Raw genomic sequence first — 22,441 nt, forward strand, 5'->3', positions numbered from 1 at the left:
TGCGGGAAGAGCTGGCCGGCCTGGGCAATGCCGAACTCTTCCGTACCTGTGCGCGGTTCACCGACGCGAGCAGTCACGAGGGGCAGGCGAGGAGTCGGTGCTGCAGGCCACCCGGATCACGCTGGGCCTGCTGGCATCCCGGATCGGACAGCTCTCCGAGGAGATCCGCGAGGTGGACGCTCGGCTGGCCCGGCTCGTGGAATGTCATGCCCCGCAGCTGCTCGATGTGGTGGGGGTTGGCCCGGACACGGCTGTCGCTCTGCTGATCACGGTGGGGGACAACCCGGAACGGCTGGACAGCGAGGCGTCCTTCGCTGCCTTGTGCGGGGTGAGCCCCGTCGAGCGTTCCTCGGGACGTCGGCAGGTCCGTCGCCTCAACCGCGGCGGCGACCGTCAGGCCAATGCCGCGCTCCATCGCATCGTGTTCACCCGCCTGCGGGTCGACCCGCGCACCCAGGACTATTACGAGCGTGGGATCAAGGAGGGCAAGACCCGGCGCGAAATCGTCCGTTGCCTCAAGCGCTATGCGGCCCGGGAGGTCTTCCACCTGGTCAAACAGCTACAGCCAGGCCCCCGCTCGTAGGGGCTGTGATTTGAGGAGCCCCGATCTGATGGTGCTGGCGGGGACTCCGTGTTCGGCGGACGGGCAAGTGAAGGCCCGGCGCGACATCATTCCCGCATCGCGCCCACGTCGAGGCTCAGGTGCAGCAGCTGTCCTGCGGCGCCTTGGCCCGACGTTGAGGACGTCATCGCACTCCGGTCGCCGACAACAGGGTCGGGTCGTAGCAGTCGCAGGACAGGACGGTCGCCGCAGCACCTGCCTTGGCTGGCACTTCGAGCAGCACCGTCATGCTGCTGATCGACGTGGCTTCGCGCCACTCCGGTCCGCCTCCGAGCATGATCTGGGTGTCCGAGTCCTTTTCGAACACCACTGTTCCGCTCGCACCGACTCCGGCCACCCGGTGCGTCTGCTGCAGGGTGCACGCCACCAGCGAACTACCCGAGTCCAGGCGCAGCACCGGCAGCGCGGTGCCCGCCGGCCGGTACGACAGGCTGCGCTCGAGTTCGGGGTCCGCCCATCCATTGAAGAACTTCACGAGATCGCTGGTCATGGGACCGCGGGCGAAGCGCCGATCCGCGAGTTTTCCCTGCGGAGGGTCGAACGTGAGGTAGTCCGCGAAGGCGCCACACACGGAGCGCTCCGCTGATCCGGTCGGAGACAGCTGCACGGTGTCGTCCGGATTGCGGCGCAGGGCGGGAAGTTGTTTGGGCTTCATCCGCACGATGGTGCGGCCCTTTTCGGTCGACGTCGGACCCGGCGCGGGATCGGTGGCGGAGGGCTTCTTGAGTGGTTCGGTGAGCGCCCAGATGGAGGCGGTGGCCTTCCACGGTCCGCCGGGCTGAGTCTGTGCGAAGTAGAACAGCTGTGACGAGCGGTCCTTCTCCTGACCCTTCCACTTGCTCAGTACGGCGAAGAAGCGCGGGAAGCCGGCGTCGGCTTTCTCCGACGGGATCAGGAACTTGGGACGGACCAGGTGGGCGACTTCGTCCTTCGTTCCTGCCTTGCGATGCACTCGGTACGCGGCCAGCGATTCCTTGAGCAGCACGCCGGTTTGTACCTGCCCTTGGGCCGCGTCGTCCATCGCCGTATCGGCACGGGCGTTGGTGCGGTCGTAGGCGGCGAAGACCTCTTTCGCCTCAGCCCTGTCTATGACAGGTCGGGATATGGCAGACGGGGCCGGACGTCCGTCACTCCTGTCCGAGGAGGCGCCTGTGCAGCTCGTCACCAGCATCAGCAGGGCAGCCGCCGCAACAGGGGGCGTCGATCCTCTGGCAGTCACAACTTTCCCTCCAGCTCCAACAGCACCACCAGTCTAGGAAGTTGATCTGCCGGGTGCGCCCGGAACCGGATGGAAAGATCAGCCCGATGCCTCCGCTTGGCCGGAACCGTGCTGTCTCCACCTGGGGGAGATCGCCCCGACGTCGGCCGCTGGCGAGGAGGTGCACCGCCCTGTGCGGTTCCCGGAGCACCAGCTCCGTGCCAACAGGCCGCGACAAGATCACCAACGACATCCGGAACGTGTGCCAGAACCCACTCGTCGTCTATAGAGCCAGCCTGGTGTCGCAGCGCTGTTGGCCGGCCGGGGCCCTGGTGCGCGGGTGGCGGCCGGGCAGGTTAGTTTGCTCGGATGAGTCTTCTTGATGATGTGGCCGAGCGCGACGGCTGGCGATGCTGGGTGTGTGACGAAGCGGTCGACCCCGACGAGTCGGTGAACGACCCGCGGGGACCCAGCGTTGACAGCCGGACCGCCGACCGGAAGGCCAAGGTCGCCGAGCGGCTCGCGCACCGCGGGTGCAATAGCCGCAAGGGTGCGGTCAAGGTGGTCATCGCCTGGCCGGAGCGCCTGTACGTAGTCGAACCCGCGCCGCTGATCGCCGTTGGCGACAGGCTGGAGCGCAAGGGGGGCCGCGAGATGGTGGGCCGTTGTCCGACTAGGAAGGATGCCCAAGAGGCGGCGGATTGGCTGGTGGACCGGTTCTCCCGACTGCTACCGGGGCTGCCGGTGACCGCCGACATCGAGGCGGGCGGCGGCCAGTTCCTCGTCATCCTGGCCACCGGCCGCCGCTGATCGGGGATCACCCCTCAGCCAAAGACGGCCGACGCCGGGGCGCAGTAGCCGGAGAAGGCGAACGGGCCTGCGATGCCCCGCTAACAGCAGTAGCGCAGCAGTGCGGGCCGTCGCCCTCGCCGGGTGGCGGCTCGCACTGCTGTGCTCACTCCTCGGAGGGATCGGGGCTCCAGACGGCTGGCCCGCCGCCGCGCCACTCGATGAGCAGCGGGTCGTCCAGGCGGACGTTTTCCGGGTCCAGTCCTGCCCGCCGCAGGAACTCCAGGAGGTCGCGGGGGCCCTGGGGCGCGGCCGAGGATGGGGTGCCGGCCTCGGGCTGTGTTCGCCGGCCAGGGGCGAGGGACTGGCGGGCGGTGTCTACGGCCCGTCCGGGACGCCGAGCGGCACGGTGAACCGCGGCTGCCAGCCTTCCTCCGTCAGCACCACCAGCTGGACCGCCGTCGCACGGGTGTGCAGCGGCAGCAGGCTGCCGATCGCAGCGCGGACATGGGCGGCAGCTGTCGGGTTGTCCGCACCCATAGCGACCGTGACATGGGCGGCGGGCTGCGCCCCGAAGCGGCCCTTGTACGGGCGCAACCCGGGCCACTGGGTGCGGAACGCATCGACGATCGTTTGGAGTCCCGGAACGGTGACGGCGACGAAGCCGGACTCCGTCACGACCTCCTCCAAGAGCAGATCAGCTGCCGGGAAACTTGCAGCCAGGGAACGCACGCCCTTCTCGTCCTGATCCGTCAGCGCCGATTCCGGCACGAACGGGTAGAGGAGCGAGACGTGCGCCGGCACCCCACGACGCACCAGAGCCGGGTCGATACGCCACGCCGCATCGAGGAGCGGGGCGGCATCGGGCAAGACCAATGACGACGGCAGTGGTCCCTGGCTCTGGCACGCCGTCATCATCGCAGGCCAGTCCGCTACTGCGCGCGTTGCACTGGGAGGTGGGCGAGGGCAACGAGTTGGGCGTGGTCGAGGCGGTCGCGGCCGACGTGTTGGTTGGTGATCCACGCCCCGTATGGTGCCCGCTTCCGTCCGGGACGTGCTCGATGCGGGCTCGTCCGGCGATGCCGCCCTCGCGTGTGGCTCCGGGTTTGGGTTCTGACTCACTTTCCGGATGTCGTTGGTGATCTTGTCGCGGGCCTGTTGGCACGGAGGTGTTGTACCCCCGGGGACTGCCGGATTTGCAACTACTGAGGTTTGATGCGTGATGTCGCTGGGTCGACGCCTTGAACTGCGAAGAGGAGGGCCCGCCCCGCGGCATCATGCGAAGATCACCAGTAACACCCCGATGTCCCCAACCGTGACCAAGATCGTAAATCGCGGAAGAGCCCGTCATCCAGGTGCCCCCTCCCGACCGCCCTGGTAGCGTGCGCCGGCATGTCATCGGAACTGGAACGCCCCCCGCGCCAAGCGGACGAACGCACCGCGCTCATCGGCTGGCTGGACCTGCAGCGGCAGATCCTGCGCTGGAAATGCGAAGGGCTGAGCGACGAGGACGCGCGCCGCCCGGTCATCCCGACCTCACCGGCCATGACGATGGCCGGTCTCATCTCCCACATGCGCTGGACCGAGCACATATGGCTGGAAGTGCTGTTCCTCGGCGGCGACAAGAAGCAGAACCCCGCATTCGACGAGTCAAGCGAGAACGCCGACTGGCACACCGACGGCCGCCCCCTCGCAGAGCTCCTCGCGGAGTACGAGGCCCAGTGCGCCCGCAGCAACGAGATCGTTGCCGCGGCCGACCTGGACGACGCCGGCCGCCACCCCGACTTCCGCGACGGCAGCGCCAACCTCCGCTGGATGCTGATCCACCTCGTCGAGGAGACGGGGCGACACGCGGGGCACGCGGACATCGTCCGGGAGCTGCTCGACGGCACGAAGGGCTACTACTAGCGCAGCTCCGCGAAGCGGGCCCTTCCCTCAGGAGCCAGGCCAACACGCCTCACGACCAATGCGGGAGAGCTCGTTACTGGTGATCTTCGCATGATGCCGCGCGGCGAACCCTCGTCTTCGCAGTTCAAGACGTCGACCCAGCGACATCACGCATCAAATCTCAGTAACGGACGTGCTCTCGGCCGCCCCCGGCCAACAGCCCGGCTCAACTGCCCGTCACGCGACCAGCGGCTATTCGCACGCACCGTGGTTCCACCTGAAGATCACCAACAGCATCAATTCCGTGAATGATCTTGAGGTCGGCTGCTTTGCATCGAGACTCGTTGCGAGGAGGCCAGGTCTGCGGCGAGAAGCCTGACCGTCATCGAACTGCGCCAAGATCGTTCACGGAATCGTGGCCTGAACCAAAATCGCCGTCGTTCACAGGTCTTCCACCTGGTCAGACAGTTACAGTCAGGACCCCGCTCATAGGGCTGTCGTGACCGACTGCCTCGGCCTGCTCCTGGTCGTCGCGGTCACCGCCGCGAACATCGGCGACCGGGACGCCGCCGCAAGCCTGCTGATGCGGCTGCGCCGCCTGCACCGCGACATCACCCTCGTCTGGGCCGACGGCGGGTACACCGGCTCCCTCGTCGACTGGTGCCGTCAAAAACTCGCGCTGACCTTGGAGATCGTCAAACGCACCGACGACATGGAGGGGTTCGCGGTACTGCCCAGGCGGTGGGTGGTGGAGCGCACGTTCGCGTGGCTGATGCATTCGCGCCGACTGGCCCGGGACTATGAGACGTTGCCAACCAGCAGCGAGGCGATGATCCGGTGGTCGATGGTCACGCGGATGGGCCGGCGTCTGGCACGGCCACGGGCCGCCGGCCGACGCTGAATGCCCCCGACGTCTCCTGCAGGAGCCACCCGCGCTCCGCCAGACGCCGGGCTTTCGAGCGCACCCCCTCGACCTTCGCCGACGTTGTCTCCAAGCCCAGCTGAACCGTGATCTCCCTGGCCTTCAGCGGTCCTTGACCCGCGGGCCGCCGTCCGTCGAGCACGCCCAGAATCCGCTGGTAGTCCGGCGCCAGCACCGTCACCGGCAGTCCTTCGCGCCAAGGCGGCACGATCGAGCCCGGCACCGGCGCGGGCACGGGCACGATTTCTGCCTCCGCCTCGGTCACGGCGGTGGTATCGGCAGCCGAGGCCGCCAGGGCCTCGACCAGCTCCTCCCGCGCGATCACCCGCCGGTCCAGCTCGATCTCCGCAGCCTCCAGCACCCCGGCCAGCCGCGCGACTTCCTCCCGCAGCCCTTCCACCCGCACCCGGGCCGCTGTCTCCCGCTCCTCCAGCATTCCCAACACCGACGCCATCGCGCACCCCTCGATCACGGAGCCGAAACAAGACGCCGCATGCCTCCCTCATCCCGAGCTAGACCACGCCTGACCAGCGAAATCAAGCGATCAGGTTCGGTTCAGATACGGCTTCTCAGACTCCTCCCGCAGCAGCAGAGCGTCAACGCACTCGAGGGCCAGGGTCTTGTGGGAGCTGGCCAACCGGGGAAACCGGGCCGAGCTGTCGGCGCTGGAGGGTCGGCCCGTGCGGTGGGCGGCCCGCCTGACGCCGTACGGCCAAGACACCCTCGCTTACGGCCAATCCCGCCCGCGGGCAAAGCCCTCGCTCGGCGAGGCGGGCCCGGACCGGCGGCTGGTGGAGCTGATCCCGTCGCAGATGGCGGCGCTGCGGGTGTTTGTCGGTCTCACCGGTCAGCTCCGGGTGTCGTCGTCCGCTAATGGGCTGGCGGAGCAGGTCAGGGCGGCCTCGTGCGACCACGGGATCAAACGGTGGCAGCTGTATCTGACGGCGGAGCAGCTCGCGTCCGTGGCGTACGGGTTGTGGCTGTACCGGATGACGGGCTCCGCCGCGGAGGGTGGTGCGGGGGTCAACGGGCGAGGGTGACGGTGATGGGCTGGTCGGGGCAGTTGCTGAGGGCCTCGGACAGCGCGGCGTGCTCGGTGGGGTCGACGGTCAGGCCCCACCGGGTCTTGTCTGTCGGCAACCCAGACGGTTGCGTACTGGCAGCGGTAGCCCTGAGCGGGCGGCTGCCAGGTGCTGGGGTCCTGGTCGGCCTTGCTGCGGTTGGAAGCCGACGGGTTCGCGGAATCTCGCAGGGGTTGTTGAAGGAACCCAAGGGCCACCTGCCCAATTATCGATGGGGATTCGCGAGTACCTGACCGGGCTGCTGGCATCGCCGTCTCAGGTTCGGTGCGGTGACTGGGGGTGGGCAGCCTTTTGGACCGCGCTGATGATGGCGGACCGGTCGGCTGGTGAAACACTGCGCACATTGGGCAGCTTGATGGATCGGCCCACGGTGATGAACCGCTGACGGGGGTTGTGTCGAGCGGTTGTGGTGACGGCGTCGTGGAGGTTGGGGCCCACGGAGATGATGAGCCCGCAGTGGCGCTGCACGAGGCTGTTGACGTAGGGCAGGGAGGCTGCCGTACCGCCCTTCGGGACTGTGATGTGCTGTGCGTTGATGGCAGCGCCATCGCTGGTCTTCTGCAGAGCTGACCAGAGGGGACGGGCCAGATCCGAATCACGCTCGTCATTGATCAGGCAGGCGCGGAAATTCCTGGAGATGTTGTTGGCGACGACCTTCGGAGCCCGAGGGCCGGTCAGCAATGCGATGGCGATCCAAGCCAGTAGGCCGGTGACGACGAGTGCGCTTGCGGAAGCGGTGAGCCGGACCCATCGAGGACGGCTGTGAAGGCGGAAGGGAAGGTTCACGGTGCGCACTCCGGAATTCGTTGTGACAGGTGGTCCGTTACCCCCAATTGGTGAGGGCGTGGCATGCCCCTAGGCTCGGCTCTTCTGCCTCTTCTTGCCTGACTTGCTAGAGGGTGGTGTTGTGCCACGCGGCCGCCTGGGAGCCGGGCCGGTCTGCTTCACAGAACCTGCTTTGCGGCGCCGGATGACGATCCAGGCCGCTGCGGCGGTCAGAGCCACTGCCCCGCTACTCACACTGATGCCGATGATCCATCCGATACCGGTGTGTGCCCTCTTGCCGACTGGGTGGGCGGACAGGAGTGGGTTGGCAGTGCTGCCGTTGTGGGTGGCCGGTGCGCGGAGGGCTGCCAGCGGGTCGACGATGCCGTAGCCGAACTGGTTGTCGTGGCCGCCGCTGCTGGGTAGTTGGGCGGTGTTCACCAACCGGCGGATTGTCTGGCCCGCGGTCAGGTGCGGGAAGGCGGAACGGACCAGCGCGGCTGCCGCGGAGACATAGCCGGCTGCGTAACTGGTGCCATCCGCCCTCACATACTGGCCGTGGTCGTTGGTGGAATAGATGTCGGCGGCCGGTGCGGCAAGTGTCGACTGGGGTCCGGAATTGCTGGCGGGCCAGAAGCGGCCGCCGGAATCCATTCCCGTGACATCGATGACGCCGGGGAAGGCGGCTGGATACATAGCCGGGTTGCCGTTCTGTCCTTCGTTTCCCGCTGCTGCGACGACGACGACGTCCTTACCAAGTGCGTAGTTGACGGCTTCGCGCAACAGCGGGTCCGGCGTAGTCGTTCCGATGGATATGTTGATGACCTGGGTGTGGTGGTCGGCGGCGTATTTGATGCCCTCCGCGATCACGGTGGGTTCTGCGGCTCCGTCTGTGGTCACGCGGACGGGAAGCACCTTGGACTGTGGCGCGAGGCCGATCATTCCGTTCCCGTGGTTCGCCTTCCCCGTGCCTGCGATGATGCCGGCGATGGCTGTGCCGTGCGAGTCGCCAGAAATGTCCGTCTGACCCTGGTCCTGAGGGTCTCCGATAAATCCTGCGCCTTTGAGGATCTGGCCCTTGAGGTCGGGGTGGGCGGCGTCGACTCCGCTGTCGATGACGGCGATGCTGACGCCCTGCCCCTTGGAGATGTCCCAGATGTCGTCTGCTCGGAATTGAGTGAGCGGCCACTCGGACTGGCGAATGACCACCGCGTAAGCAGGAGCGTTGGCCGCAAGCGCACATAGTCCCGCAAGCATCGCGACGACCAAGCATCGGCGGCGGGCTGGCAGCGCGGTTGGCGCGCGACGTCTGCCGGATCGTCCTCGAGGGAAGAACACGAACAACTCCAATCGGTGCGGGGCGTCCAGTGCGGCACGCACAGTGAGGCGCACGGAGTCAGCGAGGTTCTACCACACCCCGGTTGCGATGGCCGGTGCGGCGGAGCGCCGACGTCCCTCCCCGCCATGCAAGGAGTGTTCTGGGGGGCGGTCGGGGCCGGGACCTGAGTCAAGGCGGAGCATCAGGGCGCCAAGAGTTGACCAAGATCACAGGGGTAAATCAGGCGCAAGCGTACGTGATCATGGCAAGCCGCCAAGCCTATTTGTCGATGAATCATTGCTGAACTGTCCAGGCGTAGTTACAACGTTGGCGTTGCGCCTCCACAGGAGAGGCGTGCCGCGTCGCGTCTGTGGGGGTTCTGTGATGGCACGCCATCCGGTCCGAGTGTTGCCCGGTGTGGGGAGAGGGTTGGCATTCGGTGCCGCTTCCCTCGCCAGTGGTGTGCAGCGACGTTGGCTGCGAAGGATCGCACTCGCCGTCAGCGGTGTGCTGCTCATGGTGCTGGCGACGCAGCCTGCCGAGGCGGTCATCAACGAGCACGCATTGCCGTCGGGCTCCCAGGCGCTGCCTGGTCAGAGAACGGGTTCCGCGGCCGGGCTGCCGCACCAGACGGGCTCCGCACTGACCCGGGGCGGACCCAAGGTTTTCACTGCGAGCCCGCACAAGCCGGCCGCGGTGAAGGGGGCACTGCCCGCCGACCGGACACCGAAGCGGTCGGTGAATCCACGGTTGTCGTTCACCGGCCCGAAGAGCAAGCTCGGCGACAAGCGGGTGAGACCGCCCGCATCTGTGCGGGCGCGCATGCTCAAGCAGCAGCATCACCGGCAGACGGGGTCCGCGTCCTCTGCCACTCGTGGGGACTCTCACCTGCCCGGTCCCGTGGCCGCCGTCCCGGAGATCACCAAGGACCGGACCGCCACCACCTCGGTCTTCCAGAACCCGGACGGCACGCGGACCGCCCGGGTCTACAGCCGACCCGTCCACTACCGCACAGCGGATGGCTCCTGGGCCGACATCGACACCACCCTGACCCAGGGCTCCGACGGGCGGTGGAGTGAGAAGGCGGACTCCCTCTCCGCTGTCTTCGCGGCGAGTGGCGACGATCCGGCGCTGGTGACCTACGGTCCTGGCGCCGACAAGCAGGTCAGCTACAGCCTGCAGGGGGCAGCCGCCGTTCAGGGCCAGGCTTCGGGCAACTCGATCACCTATCCGGGCATCGCCAAGCAGTCGGACGCGACGTACGCGACGACCGCGTCGGGGGTGAAGGAGACCCTGACACTGCACTCAGCCTCGGCCCCCACCACCTGGGTCTTCCCGCTGCATCTGACTGGCCTCACACCGTCGCTGGCCGCGAACGGCAGCGTGGTGTTCAAGGATGCGTCCGGCACGGTTGGTGAAACGATTCCGCACGGGTTCATGGAGGACTCCCACGTCGGAGAGGTCTCCGGTGAGGGTGCGATTTCCACCGGTGTCACCTACTCCCTGACCACCACCTCTGACGGCAGCCCGGCGCTGAAGGTGTCGCTGGACGACGCCTGGCTGCGCTCCCCGGACCGTGTCTTCCCGGTGACCGTCGACCCGACGAACCTCAACGCCGCGTCGAGCACCTATGTGGAGACCCCCTACGACATCAACTTCTCCACCGACGACACCCTGAAGGTCGGCTCCTACGACAGCGGCAGCCACAAGGCCAACAGCTATCTGATGTTCTCGTCGTTCGGCTCGACCTTCCAGAACGACTACATCGAGAAGGCGTCGGTCTACCTGGACGACGTGTGGTCCGGCGGCTGCACCGCGCAACCTGTCGACGTCCACGCCATCACCAGTTCCTGGAGTGTCGGCTCCATCGCCGATTATCCGGGCCTGTCGTACGGGTCGTCGATCGGATCGTCCAGTTTCGACGCCGGGTCCAGCTGCGGTGGGTCCGCCTGGCATGGGATCGACATCGGTGACAACCCGAGCGCGGCCGGAGTGAAGCTGCTGGAGGGCTGGGCGCACGGCGGGACCAACCGGGGCCTGGCGCTGACGGCCAACACGTCCGTGGTCGCGGCGTGGAAGCAGTTCGCCTCGGTCCACTCGTCCTACCCGCCGTACCTGTCGGTCACCTACAGCCCCTACGGCGCCGACTACTCGATCCCCAGCCAGACGTACACCGAGCCCACGGCGAGCACCACTGGCTCGATGAAGGTGACGATCACCAACCGCGGTACCACCTCGTGGTCGACCTCCAGCACCCAGCTGGCCACTGACATCTACACCACGTCCTGGTCGTCGGTGAGCACCAACGCCACCAAGACGTACGTGCCGAGCTCGGTGAGTCCCAACTCCACGATCACGATGACCGGCACGCTGCCGGCGCTGGCCCCGGGCCAGTACTACGTGTGCTGGGACATGCTGACCAGCGGCACGTCGTTCTACTCCACCTACAACGTGCCAACGAAGTGCGCGGAAATCACCTCCGCCGACACCCCACCGCAGATCGACTCAACGTTGCCGACCTCGAACTCCGTGGTCGGCTCCATCAAGCCGCAGCTGTTCACGAAGGGCCACGACTCGGACAACTATCCGGGCACCGGACTGACCTACGACTTCCAGGTCTACTCCAACCCCGCCTCCGGCTCGCCGTCTCTCGTGACGGACTCCGGCTGGGTGAGCACGGCTCAGTGGACCGTGCCGAGCGGCAAACTGGCCTGGAACCAGTCCTACTACTGGATCGTGGCCGACAACGACGGCGACGCCCAGAGCGCCTGGTCGGAGCCCTCGTACTTCTCCACGACCGTTGCCCAGCCGCTGATCACCTCGCATCTCGGCGCTGCGGCGCAGGGCCCGGACGGCAGGACCTTCGACCCCCGGGTGGGCAACTACACCGCCTCGGCGACGGACGCGGGTGTGTCCGTGGCGGGCCCGGCGCTGTCGGTGGTGCGCTCCTACAACTCGCTCGACCCGCGCACCGGCAGCCTGTTCGGTACGGGGTGGTCGACGCTGTACGACATGTCGGCGCTGCCGGACAGCGACGGCTCGGGCGCGGTCGTGGTCACGACGGCGAGCGGCCAGGAGACGCGGTTCGGCCTGAACGCGAACGGGACGACGTTCACGCCGCCACAGGGCACCTACGCCACGTTCCAGACCGTCAGCGGCGGTGGCTACACCCTGACCGACAAGTCGGGCAGGACGTACACGTTCGGTGAGCAGGTCGGCCCGGCCTGGAAGCTGAAGACGATCACGGACGCGTCCGGGCGGAGCGAGACCCTCTCGTACAACTCCGACGGCACCCTGGCCCAGGCCACCAACACGACCAGCAGCCGCTCGCTGCACTTCACCTGGAGCGGCGGCCGTGTCACCCAGGTGGCCACCGATCCAGCCACCTCCGGCGGCGCGGCCGAGACGTGGACGTACTCCTACAGCGGCGACGACCTGACCAAGGTGTGCCCGCCCACCTCCTCCACCGCGTGCACCGCGTATTCCTACACCTCAGGGTCGTCCTCCGGCTCGCACTACCGCACGGCCGTGCTGGACGCCAACCCCGCCTCGTACTGGCGCCTCGCCGAGTCTTCCGGCACCTCAGCAGCCAGCGAAGTCGCTGTCAACGAGGGCAACGACAACGGTACCTACGCCGGCGGTGTGACCCTCGGTACGGCCGGCCCGCTGCCCGGCTCTCCGACCACCGCCGCCACGTTCAACGGCTCCAGCGGCTACGCGTCGGTACCGGCCGACGTGCTGCATCAGGGCAAGAGCCGGGCGGTGAGCCTGTGGTTCAAGACCTCCTCACCCGGTGTGCTGATCGGCGACCAGTCGGTGGCCATCGCCGGCACCTCCACCTCAACCGGCAACTGGGCCCCGGTCCTCTACGTGGGTTCCGACGGCAAGCTGCACGGTCACTGGTATAGCGGCAGCGGCTCCGGCGGCACCGCGTTCGGGTCGACCGGCACGGTGAACAACAACGCCTGGCACCACGCTGTGCTCACCTCCGACGGCACCACCCAGACCCTGTATCTGGACGGCACCCAGCAGGCCACGCTCTCCGGCACCCCCAACGACCAGTCCAACACCATCACCTACATAGGCGCCGGATACGCGAAGTACTGGATCAACTCGCCGGCGGATGTCAGCTACTTCCACGGCTCCATCGCCGAGGTGGCCTTCTACACCCACGCACTCGGCAGCCCGGCCGTCCAGGAGCAGTATGCCGCCGGAACCCACGCCGCCACCGAGCTGACCGGCCTCACCCTGCCCTCGGGCAAGACGTACATGGCCGCCGCCTACGACGCGGTGCACGACCGTGCCTCGCAGATCACTGACGCCAACGGCGGCACCTGGAAGCTCGCCAGCCCCACGACGAAGGGCTCGGGCGCCTACTACCGAAGCTCGGTGATGGCCAACGACCCCGGTGACTACTGGCGCCTCGGCGAGTCTTCCGGCAGCCAGGCCGTCAACGAGACCGCGGACTGCACCACCAACGCCGTGCGGTACTGCTCCGACGGCCCTGCCACCTACCACAACGTCACGCTCGGCGCGGCGGGCCTGTATTCCGGCGGCAGTGAGACCTCCGCATCCCTCAACGGCACCAGCTCGTACACCGAACTGCCCTACCAGACCATCAGCAGCACGAACGGACCAGTACACGTCACGCTGGAGCTGTGGTTCAAGACCACCACCGCCGGCGGAGTGCTGTTCAGCTACCAGAGCAATCCCATCGGCACCACGCCCAGCGGCAACTACACCCCGGCCCTCTACGTCGGCTCCGACAGCCACCTGTACGGCCAGTTCTGGGACGGCTACCTCTCCCCGATGGAGTCCGACGACACCGTCACCGACGGCGCCTGGCACCAAGTGGCCCTCAGCATGGGCCCCGACGACGTCCAGACCTTGTACCTCGACGGCAAGCAGGCCGACCAGCGCACCGGCAAGGACTTCAACAACACCGGCCAGAGCTATTTCTCGCTGGGCGCCGGCTACCTGTCCGGCCTCTGGCCCGCCCAGCCGTCCAACAACCCCAACGGCTACTTCAAGGGCTCGCTGGCCGAGGCGTCCCTCTTCGTCAGCAAGCTCAGCGACGACGCCATCGCCGCGGACTACGCCGCCCGCGGCGTCTCCAACGGGGCCACCCCGGTCACCACGGCCACGGTCACCGACCCCGGAAACAAGACCCTGACCTACCAGTACGACCCCGGCCACGGCGGACGCCTGATCTCCGCCACCGACGCCCTCGGCCACACCGCCTCGTACGCCTACGACTCCAACGGCTTCATCTCCACCGTCACCCGCCCGGATGGCGACTACACCGGCTACACGCACAACGCGCGCGGCGACGTGCTCTCCAGCACGCTCGGCGACTTCTACAACGAGACCGTCACGGGCTACTACAGCTACCCGGCCGACGGCACCTACAGCGTCACCGACCCGCGCAACGACGAACCCACCGCGTACGCCGACCCCCGCTCCTCCGGACCGTCCGACACCACCTACGCCACCACCCACACGTACAACGCCAACGGCGACCTGCTCACCACCAAGGACGCGGACGGCAACACCACCACCGATACCTACACCGCCGGCACCGAGGCGGCGGTCGGCGGCGGCACCGAACCCGCCGGATTGCCCGCCACCACCAAGGACGCGAACGGCAAGACCACTACCTACGCCTATGACAGCGCCGGCGACCTGGCCCAGGTGACCGCCCCGTCCGGGCTGAAGACCACCTACGCCTACGACGCCCTCGGCCGCCGCCTGACCGCCACCGAGGTCTCCGACACCTACCCGAGCGGCATCACCACCACCTACACCTACGACGCCGACGACCGCCTGCTCACCCGCACCGACCCGGCCACCACCGACGCCGTCCACGGCACCACCACCCACACCCCCAGGACGGCCTACGCCTACGACGGCGACGGCGACATCACCTCGGTCGCGGTCGCCGACACCACCGGGGGCGACGCCGCCCGCACCACCTCGTGGACGTACAACAGCCACGACCAGGTCGACTCGGTGACGGATCCGCTGGGCCGCCAGACCAGCTACGGCTACGACGGCTACGGCAACCGCGCCTCCGAGACAGGCGCCGACGGCAACACCTACAGCTACACGTACGCGCCCACCGGTGAGCTGCTGACGACCACGCTGACCAACTACACCGGCGACCCGGTCAACCCCTCCACGGCGAGCTCGCTGGTGCTCGACTCACGCGCCTACGACCCGGACGGCCTGCTCGCCTCGGACACCGACGCGATGGGGAGGACCACCGGCTTCAAGTACTACTACACGCACAGGCTGTGGTTTAGCGCCCTCACCAACTTCCACAACGCGGACGGTTCAACCAGCAGCAAGTACCTGCACGTCTACGGTTACGACGCCGCCGGGCACGTGTCCGGTGAACTGGACACTAACGCGCTGGTGTACATCCAGTACGCGTACGACCCTGCGGGCCGCACCACCCAGCGGGCCTACGACCCCAGCGGCCTGAACACCGTCACCTCCTACAGCCACGACGGCGACGGAAACCTCACCTCTCAGTCCGTGACGGGCGGCGGAACCACCGAGCAGACCGACTTCACCTACGACACCCTCGGTGACGCCACCGCGGAGACCGTCCACAACGGCTCCACCACGCTGGTCACCACTCACACCTACGACCAGCGCGGAGTGCTCACTTCCACCACCGATCCGCGCGGCAACGTCTCCGGCGCCACCGCCGCCGACTACACCACCGCCTACGCCTCCGACCAGACGGGCCGACTCACCCAGGTCACCGCGCCGACGGTGAACGCCGAGTCCGGTGGAGGTGCGCCGCAGCAGATCCACCCGATCACCCTGTACGGCTACGACGCCTTCGGTGACCAGACCTCCGTCGACGACGCCGACGGCAACATCACCACCTACACCTACGACGCCGACGGCGAGCAGGTGGCGGTCTCCGGCGCGGCCTACACCCCGCCGGGCTCCACCACCTCGATCACCCCGACCACCACGGCCACCTATGACGCTGGCGGCCGGGTCACCGACGTAACCGACGCGGACAACAACGCCACCCACGCCACCTACGACCAGTTCGGCGACGTGGCGCAGATCCAGGAGCCCGTTGTCGGCGGCACCATGCCCACCAGCCACGTCACCTACGACACTGACGGCGAGGCCCTGGCCGCTACCGACCCCACCGGGGCAGTCGTCCAGGCCACCTACGACGACCTCGGCCGCCCGGTGACCTCCAGCACGGTCGTCCGTCAGCCGACCGTCACCACCGACACCACCACCTTCGGCTACGACGAGGCGGGCAACCAGACCTCCCTCACCCTGCCCGGCGGCGAGAAGCCCACCGCCACCTACGACACCGGGGGCAACCTTCTCAGCGCCACCGATGCCCGGGGCAACACCACCCACTACGCCTACGACCTCGACGGGCGGCTGACCAAGACCACCCTGCCCGACAACACCGCCACCACCCAGACCTACGACACCGCCGGACGCCTGACGGCCGGCGCGCACCTGGACGCCTCCGGTACCACGCTGACCACCGCGTCGTATGCCTACGACCCGGCCGGCAACCCGACCTCGGTCACGGGCGCCGACGGCAACACCACCACCTACACCTACGACGCCAGTGACGCCGTGACCCAGCAGACGGAACCGGTCAGCTCCACCTCGACGATCACCACCGGCTTCGGGTACGACGCGGCGGGCAACCTCACCCGCTACACGGACGGCAACAACAACGCCACGATCACCACGATCAACACGCTCGGGCTGCCCGAATCGACGATCGAGCCCAGCACGACCGCGTTCCCGAACACTGCCGACCGCACCACGACCGCCGCCTATGACGGCAACGGCAACCCGACGACCATCACCCGCCCCGGCGGTGTCACCCTCACCCACACCTACGACGCCGACGGCCGCCTGACCGGCACCTCCGGCACCGGCGCCGAGGCCACCACCCCGAGCCGGACCTTCGGCTACGACGCGGCCGGCCGCCTCACCTCCGCCGGAGCGCCCGGCGGCACCGACACCTACACCTACGACGACCGCGGCGAGATCCTCTCCGCCTCCGGCACCTCCGGCAACGCCACTTACAGCTACAACTCCGACGGCCTGCTCACCTCCCGCACCGACAAGGCGGGAACCGCCACCTTCACCTACAACCCGGACGGCCAGGTGGACACGGCCACTGACCCGGCCACCAGCACCACTCTCACCTACACCTACAACTCCACCGGCCAGGTCACCGGCATCGCCTACGGCGGCAGCGGCAACGCGACCCGCAGCTTTGGTTACAACGCCCAGCACCGCCTCAGCAGCGACACCCTCACCGCTCCCGGCGGCAGCAGCGAGGCAGCCACCTCCTACGGCTACGACAACGCTGGCCGCCTCACCGCGCAGACCACCACCGGTACCGCGGGAGCGGCGTCCAACACCTACGGCTACGACAAGGCGGGCCGCCTGACGTCGTGGAACAACGGCTCGACCACCACGGGCTACGGCTACGACGGCGCGGGAAACCGCACTACCGTCACGAGCGGATCGACCACCACGACGGCGAGCTACAACGCCCGCAACCAGGTCACCGGCACCAGCGCCGACTCGTCCTCGACGACGTACGCCTACACGGCCCGCGGCACCCTGGCCTCAGTCACCGGTAGCCAGGGCACCGAGAACCTCAGCTACGACGCCTTCGACCAGTTGACCCAGGACGGCAGCACCGCCTCCACGCACGACGCCCTCGGCCGCCTCGCCACCGCCGGCAACAGCACCTTCGCCTACGACGGCACCGCCGACCAGCCCGTCTCCGACGGAACCGAGACGTTCGGCCGCGGACCGGACGGGCAACTCCTCGGCGTCGGCGGCTCCGGCGGAGCGGCCCTCGCCTACACCAACCAGCACGGCGACCTGACCGGCACCTTCACCGCCACCGGCACCGGTCTCGCCGGATCCACCGCCTACGACCCCTACGGCCGCGTCCTGGCCACCGGCGGCACCCAGCACGATCTCGGCTACCAGGGCGGCTGGACGGATCCGGCTTCCCACCGGGTGGCCACCGCCAGCCGCTGGTACGACCCGACCACCGGCACCTTCACCAGCCACGACGCGACCAGTCAGCCACCCGTTCCGTCCGTCAACGCCAACGCATACGCCTACGGTGACGACGACCCCCTGACCAACGCTGACCCGTCGGGGAACAACGCCTGCGAAGCGGGGGGTACCTACCGATCCGCGGGGTCCTACTACGGTCGCAGCTACGGGTACACGTCGCCTTCTCGGTCGCGCGGAACCTCGCGCTCTTCCCAGTTCGACCTCGGCTCCGTCGTCCTGTTCGTAGGCGGGCTGCTGTACGGCATGGCAGAGGGGTACCCCAGGCACTCCAGGCATGCTTCGGACTCCGACAATAACTACCCCCGTTACAACTCGGACGGCAGCATGAACTACGGCCCGTCCGGCAGCAGTCACCACCACAGTATTTCCACCGGCGGAGGCGACCCGGCCAACTCCTATAACGGCGGTTACGCAGGCCTGGGCGGCGTCGAACTGGGCGAACTGTTCAGCTACGGAAGCTGCGACATCTCAGCCCAGACACCGCCGCCGCCTCCGCCGACCGCCAAGACAGGCCTGCGCGAGAACCCTGGCAAGCGTCCGGCGGGCCAGGCCACCGGCCGGGGCACCACCCCTCAACCCGGCGCCAAGACCGCGGCGACAGGCCCGTCCGACACCGCCCCCGTCGAACTCCACGGCAGCACCACGACCCCCGCGGCATACAACCCGGCGGGCATCGCGACCATGGCGGCCGCCGAACCGTCCGGCGGGCTTGGCAGCATCATGCCGGTTGATCCCTCTGCGGGAATGGGCACGACCCTTGTGACACCCGTCGATGGTTCCGCTGGGGCAGGGACGACTCTTGTCACACCCGTCGATGATTCGGCGGGGGCAGGGTCCACTACTGTCACGCCGGTCGATCCTTCTGCCGGGGCGGGGCTCACGACCTCGTTCCCTGCCCAATTGCAGAGTGGTCATGTTCTCCACTCGGCGGATGGCGGAGAAGGAGCCTGCAGCTTCGATCCGCAGACACCGGTCTTGATGGCGGGCGGGAAGAAAAAACCCATCGGCAAGATCACACCGGGTGACCGCGTGGAGAGCGCCGACCCTGCCACCGGTAAACACCGTGGCCCCCGCGAAGTCACTGCTCGCCTGGTTCACCACGACGACGACCTCGTCGATGTGGCGATCCGCAGCGCAGACGGTCACGAAGCGACGCTCCACACCACCTCGCGGCACCCCTTCTGGGATGACACCCTCCACACCTGGATCCCCGCCGGCAAACTCAAGCCCGGTCACGTCCTCAACACCGCCACTGACCACCACGTCCGCATCGACGCGGTCATCGGCCGCCCCGGTGCCGCAGACATGTACAACCTCACCGTCCAGCAACTCCACACGTACTATGTGATGGCTGGAACTACGCCGATTTTGGTCCACAACACCAACGGCGTTTGCACTCTGAATGATCCGTCGTCTCAGACCTCGCAGGTTGCGATGAATGCGCGGATGACTAACAGGGTGAAGCCCGGGCAGAACGTAGCCGTCTATCGGATCGGCAGCGGAGAAGACTCCAGGTTCCTGGCAGCTGCGAATGACCCCGGCGGCCTGCATTCGGAGGAAGTCCTTGACAACTACCTCGACGCCAATGGGATTTCCCCCGATGACGTGACTGAAATCTACTCCGAAAGGGTTCCTTGTAGCACTGATCCACACAACTGCTCCGCCAGGATGGGCAGGTATGGAAATGCTGAGGTCTCCTGGAGTCTAAATCCTGACGGCATAAATAATGGGGCCAAGAATGCAGGTGCGATAGCTAGGTCTATGGGTAGTTATCGCGGCGCGCCACCGGGGCTTCCAGGGTTCGAGTGGATAGGCTAACTGCCCGCGAGGCGAGCGACCCGCCTGCCGAATAGGATTAGGGCTTGACCTGCCGTGCGAGGCAGGTCAAGCCCTACCGCGTTCCGAGAGGAAGTAGTGCCACATGCACCGTGACGTCACACCCACGTTTGAAGAGTGCCTCACGGCCCCCCTGGCGCAGATGGTTAGCTGGGGGCTTCCATCCTCTCGCCTGAGTGGCGAGCAGCGGTGGAACATTGCTGAAGACGACGCTCTTGCCCTCAGGGAATACGGAGTCGCCGTCTTTGAGGATGGCGGCGGCCGTGGGGGGATTCAGCTGGTCGGGTCTCTCCAGGCGGGGAATGTTCCTATGATTCGGCGCCGTGAAGTTGAGGCGTATTCACTGGGATCGTACTGGCGCCGAGAGATCGGTGTCGTCGCAGATAGCGGGGAAGTGGTAGGAGTTCCCGATGACGAGTCCCTGGGCTTGAGCTTCATTAATACCTCTGCTGCTCTATTTGTTGATATCTCGTGGAGGTGGGCGTTTGCGAGAAAAGTCCTCCTTGACGTTGAGGACTATGAGTATCTTTATGATTCGCTAGGGCGGTTTCAGAAGTATGCCCAGGCCATCGACTCGGCTATTCGAGATGATTCTCGCTTCGCTTGGTGGAATGGCGTAATTGAAGGTTGGTGAGTTGACCTTGAGTCAATTGGGTGGGAATTCGCGATTGGTCTGTGGAATTTAGAACTTACCCCTGGTTCCAATTCTGGAGTTGCGATTCGATGCCGCTGGCAAGAATTCTCGGGCCGCTGGAGTTGGCTGATGCCCGTCTCCGTTGCCGTCACCGTTGCCGTCAAGCCAGGGGCGCAGGCGTCAGGCTTGTCTGGGTGAGGCCGTGCCCAATGGATGGGGGCCGCCTGCCAGGTGTACTTGCCCTCCGGCGGGTCGGAGTCGTCCGGGCCGGAGGCAGGAGGAAGGCGTCGGCCCGCGGGTGGGCTGCGCTGCCCGTAGGGCTGCGCCTTGATACTTTCATCAAATGGCTGACGTGTGCGGACGGTCAATGAATCCACTTTCGGGCCCCTTGGTGAAACGGGCCCTTTTTCCGGCGCTCGATGCCCTACCGATTCGTGGCCCCGAGATCCTGGCCATCGCGGCGGCCTCCCGTGTACTCCCTGCGGTGTTGGAGCTTCCTGTTCCGGATTCATGGGGAGTGCAGCAAGAGTTGGTGAGATCCCTCAACGAGGACCTCTGGTCATGGGCTGCGGGGGCCCCATCGGATGATCTTCCAGTTCGCGTTTCAATCATCGACTCGTTCCCGGTCTTCAGCTCCTCGCTTTTGCAGGAACTGGAAAGCAGCGCCATGGAGAAGGTCGTGTTGGATGGCGTTTTGGCCACTCTCAACGCAGGAGAAATGCTGCTTGACCGCCGTAACGACCACGTTCTTCGATGCCTGGATGCCGCCGAGGAGGTTGCGACGTTCCTGGACGAGCTGTTGGCCCTTCCGGAACGGGTTGCCGAAGACAGCCGGGTCACGCGCGAAAGGCGCGAGCGTGCCCGGACCTACGACCTCCTCATGGGGCTGGGGGAGGAGGATGCGGCTCAGGCGATCATGATGCGACTTCGGGAGGAGACCGAGGACTTCGCCGGTAACGTCGCCAGCGATCTTCGTGTGCTTCTTCCGGTGAACCACGTACTCCCTGACGTGTCGCACGCATCGCTGGCCCAGGCTTTGCGCACGGCACAGGAGGACGTACTCGTTCGCTTCACCGCGATGTGCCTCTGCAAGGTCCTGCCGCTCATCGAGGCCCGAACCGGTCGTCGGCTCGATGAGCGGGTCACCAAGCGATTGCGTTCGCTGGAGGTGGAGCGGGAATCGCTGGTCGAGGTACTCGAGGCTCTGCGGGAGATTCTTGATCGACCGTCGAGTGATAGCGTCTGTGATGAATTGGGTGAAGCCTGCTCGATGGCCGCGGAAATGGTCTTGAGGGCTTTCCCTTTTGGGAATGGATCCCGGATCAGGGAGTGGGCAGACTGGTGCTCGACCCTGATCTTGGATATTCATCAGGAATTTGATGCCCTGCTGTCTTCCGCAGGCGACGGGGCACCCAATTTTTATCCGGCGCCTGAGCAACCCGAACTGACACCCATGGAGGCATTGGAGTTGCGTGATCAAGTGACCGCGCTGGACCTCCTCCGCCAGGGGGTGGGCAGTGACCAACTCCGCACCATCAATGAAGAGGGGAACTCGAGGGTGGCATCCACGCTTATTTGGATCGTGGGCTGATATTGAGCCTTTGAGCTCATGTTGATCCGGAAGTCAAAAGGCGCCATTATCGTCGCCCGCGCATGGCTCCGCGTCATATGGGCCTGCTGGCACAACGCGCCCCCCCTACGACCCTGACAACCACCCCGCCTCCCAACGCCTCACAGCCAGCTGACTTGACTCAAAGGACTCAACCGCTACGTGGCGCGCGAGTTCTTCCACCTGGTCCGGCCTGAGAGCACATTCCGCGAAGTGGTAGTGACCTGATTTTTAGAGTCCTTGCCTGTTTCGGTGAACATGGGCCCCATGGACCGTCTGCTGCACCTCAACCGCACGCTCGATGAGCTGGACCCACCCCGGTGGGTGCCTCCTGCCGCTGACGCGACCCACTTGGTGCGCACCGTGCATGAGTTGCGGCGTGTGCCCCTGGGTGAACTCGGTGCGGCGGATCTGCGCACTCTCCTTTCACAGGCAGTCGTGACAGGAATGGCGCAGCAGAACCCTCGCTGGCTCGCCTCCATCTGGCGGGGCTTCGTGATGTGAGGGGGCATGGGCCGCGAGCTGACAGGAAGGAAACGGCTGACCCCGGGCGCTCGCCGAAGGCCCGGCCGACGCCGGGGCGGCGAAAGGGTTGGTGTGCGGGGCCGACGGAAGCGGGTAACGTCTTTGTCATGTTCTTCCAGGCGCCGATTTACGAGTGAGAGCTTGATGGG

Annotated in this window: 13 protein-coding genes and 1 pseudogene; 9 read left to right on the forward strand and 5 right to left on the reverse strand. The window is 66.8% G+C overall.

Going from position 1 to position 22,441, the window contains the following annotated elements:
* Positions 1–97 precede the first annotated feature (97 nt).
* Positions 98–583 (forward strand): transposase, encoded by a 486-nt coding sequence (locus KVT44_RS59205; RefSeq protein WP_308314336.1) that lies wholly within the window; start codon positions 98–100, stop codon positions 581–583.
* 163 nt (positions 584–746) lie between these two features.
* Here the strand turns inward: KVT44_RS59205 and KVT44_RS48605 are convergent, their stop codons facing one another.
* Positions 747–1,643, reverse strand: coding sequence for a hypothetical protein (locus KVT44_RS48605; RefSeq protein ID WP_217574808.1), 897 nt, complete (start codon positions 1,641–1,643; stop codon positions 747–749).
* 546 nt (positions 1,644–2,189) lie between these two features.
* Here KVT44_RS48605 and KVT44_RS48610 point away from each other — a divergent pair.
* Positions 2,190–2,630, forward strand: coding sequence for a hypothetical protein (locus tag KVT44_RS48610; RefSeq protein WP_190174341.1), 441 nt, complete (start codon positions 2,190–2,192; stop codon positions 2,628–2,630).
* 357 nt (positions 2,631–2,987) lie between these two features.
* Here KVT44_RS48610 and KVT44_RS48615 read toward each other — a convergent pair whose 3' ends face one another.
* On the reverse strand, positions 2,988–3,479 hold the full coding sequence (locus KVT44_RS48615) for a 2'-5' RNA ligase family protein (protein ID WP_217574810.1): 492 nt from the start codon (positions 3,477–3,479) through the stop codon (positions 2,988–2,990).
* A 522-nt stretch (positions 3,480–4,001) separates the two neighbouring features.
* Here KVT44_RS48615 and KVT44_RS48620 point away from each other — a divergent pair.
* Positions 4,002–4,517 (forward strand): DinB family protein, encoded by a 516-nt coding sequence (locus tag KVT44_RS48620; RefSeq protein WP_190174342.1) that lies wholly within the window; start codon positions 4,002–4,004, stop codon positions 4,515–4,517.
* Between the two features lie 475 nt (positions 4,518–4,992).
* Positions 4,993–5,397 (forward strand): annotated as a pseudogene (locus KVT44_RS48625) (transposase); the annotation flags it as partial.
* On the opposite strand, the gene KVT44_RS48630 reads toward KVT44_RS48625, so the two are convergent.
* Positions 5,345–5,872 (reverse strand): hypothetical protein, encoded by a 528-nt coding sequence (locus tag KVT44_RS48630; protein WP_254650906.1) that lies wholly within the window; start codon positions 5,870–5,872, stop codon positions 5,345–5,347. The pseudogene KVT44_RS48625 and the gene KVT44_RS48630 sit on opposite strands and share 53 nt — an antisense overlap.
* 166 nt (positions 5,873–6,038) lie before the next feature.
* Here KVT44_RS48630 and KVT44_RS48635 point away from each other — a divergent pair, with 166 nt between their 5' ends.
* The gene (locus tag KVT44_RS48635) at positions 6,039–6,458 is read left to right on the forward strand and encodes a DUF6417 family protein (protein WP_217574812.1); all 420 of its coding nucleotides are present in this window, start codon (positions 6,039–6,041) and stop codon (positions 6,456–6,458) included.
* Positions 6,459–6,755: 297 nt separating this feature from the next.
* On the opposite strand, the gene KVT44_RS48640 is transcribed toward KVT44_RS48635, so the two are convergent.
* Both KVT44_RS48640 and mycP read right to left on the reverse strand, forming a co-directional pair.
* Positions 6,756–7,286 carry a hypothetical protein gene (locus tag KVT44_RS48640; protein WP_217574814.1) on the reverse strand — a complete coding sequence of 177 codons (531 nt, stop codon included), beginning with the start codon at positions 7,284–7,286 and terminating at the stop codon, positions 6,756–6,758.
* A 69-nt stretch (positions 7,287–7,355) separates the two neighbouring features.
* Complete coding sequence (gene mycP / locus KVT44_RS48645) at positions 7,356–8,474, reverse strand: type VII secretion-associated serine protease mycosin (RefSeq protein ID WP_217574816.1); 1,119 nt, start codon at positions 8,472–8,474, stop codon at positions 7,356–7,358.
* 538 nt (positions 8,475–9,012) lie between these two features.
* Here mycP and KVT44_RS48650 point away from each other — a divergent pair.
* The 4 genes from KVT44_RS48650 (at position 9,013) to KVT44_RS48665 (ending at position 22,271) form a co-directional block, all read left to right on the forward strand.
* Positions 9,013–19,506, forward strand: coding sequence for a LamG-like jellyroll fold domain-containing protein (locus tag KVT44_RS48650; RefSeq protein ID WP_217574818.1), 10,494 nt, complete (start codon positions 9,013–9,015; stop codon positions 19,504–19,506).
* 103 nt (positions 19,507–19,609) lie between these two features.
* Entirely contained in the window at positions 19,610–20,158 is a 549-nt protein-coding gene (locus KVT44_RS48655; RefSeq protein WP_217574820.1) for an SUKH-4 family immunity protein, read from the forward strand.
* Between the two features lie 343 nt (positions 20,159–20,501).
* Positions 20,502–21,749, forward strand: coding sequence for a hypothetical protein (locus tag KVT44_RS48660; RefSeq protein WP_217574822.1), 1,248 nt, complete (start codon positions 20,502–20,504; stop codon positions 21,747–21,749).
* 285 nt (positions 21,750–22,034) lie between these two features.
* Positions 22,035–22,271 carry a contact-dependent growth inhibition system immunity protein gene (locus KVT44_RS48665; RefSeq protein WP_254650907.1) on the forward strand — a complete coding sequence of 79 codons (237 nt, stop codon included), beginning with the start codon at positions 22,035–22,037 and terminating at the stop codon, positions 22,269–22,271.
* Positions 22,272–22,441: the final 170 nt, after the last annotated feature.

Origin of the sequence: Streptomyces sp. GbtcB7, assembly GCF_019091445.1 — a bacterium.
In the GTDB taxonomy this organism is placed as follows: Bacteria; Actinomycetota; Actinomycetes; order Streptomycetales; family Streptomycetaceae; genus Streptomyces; species Streptomyces mirabilis.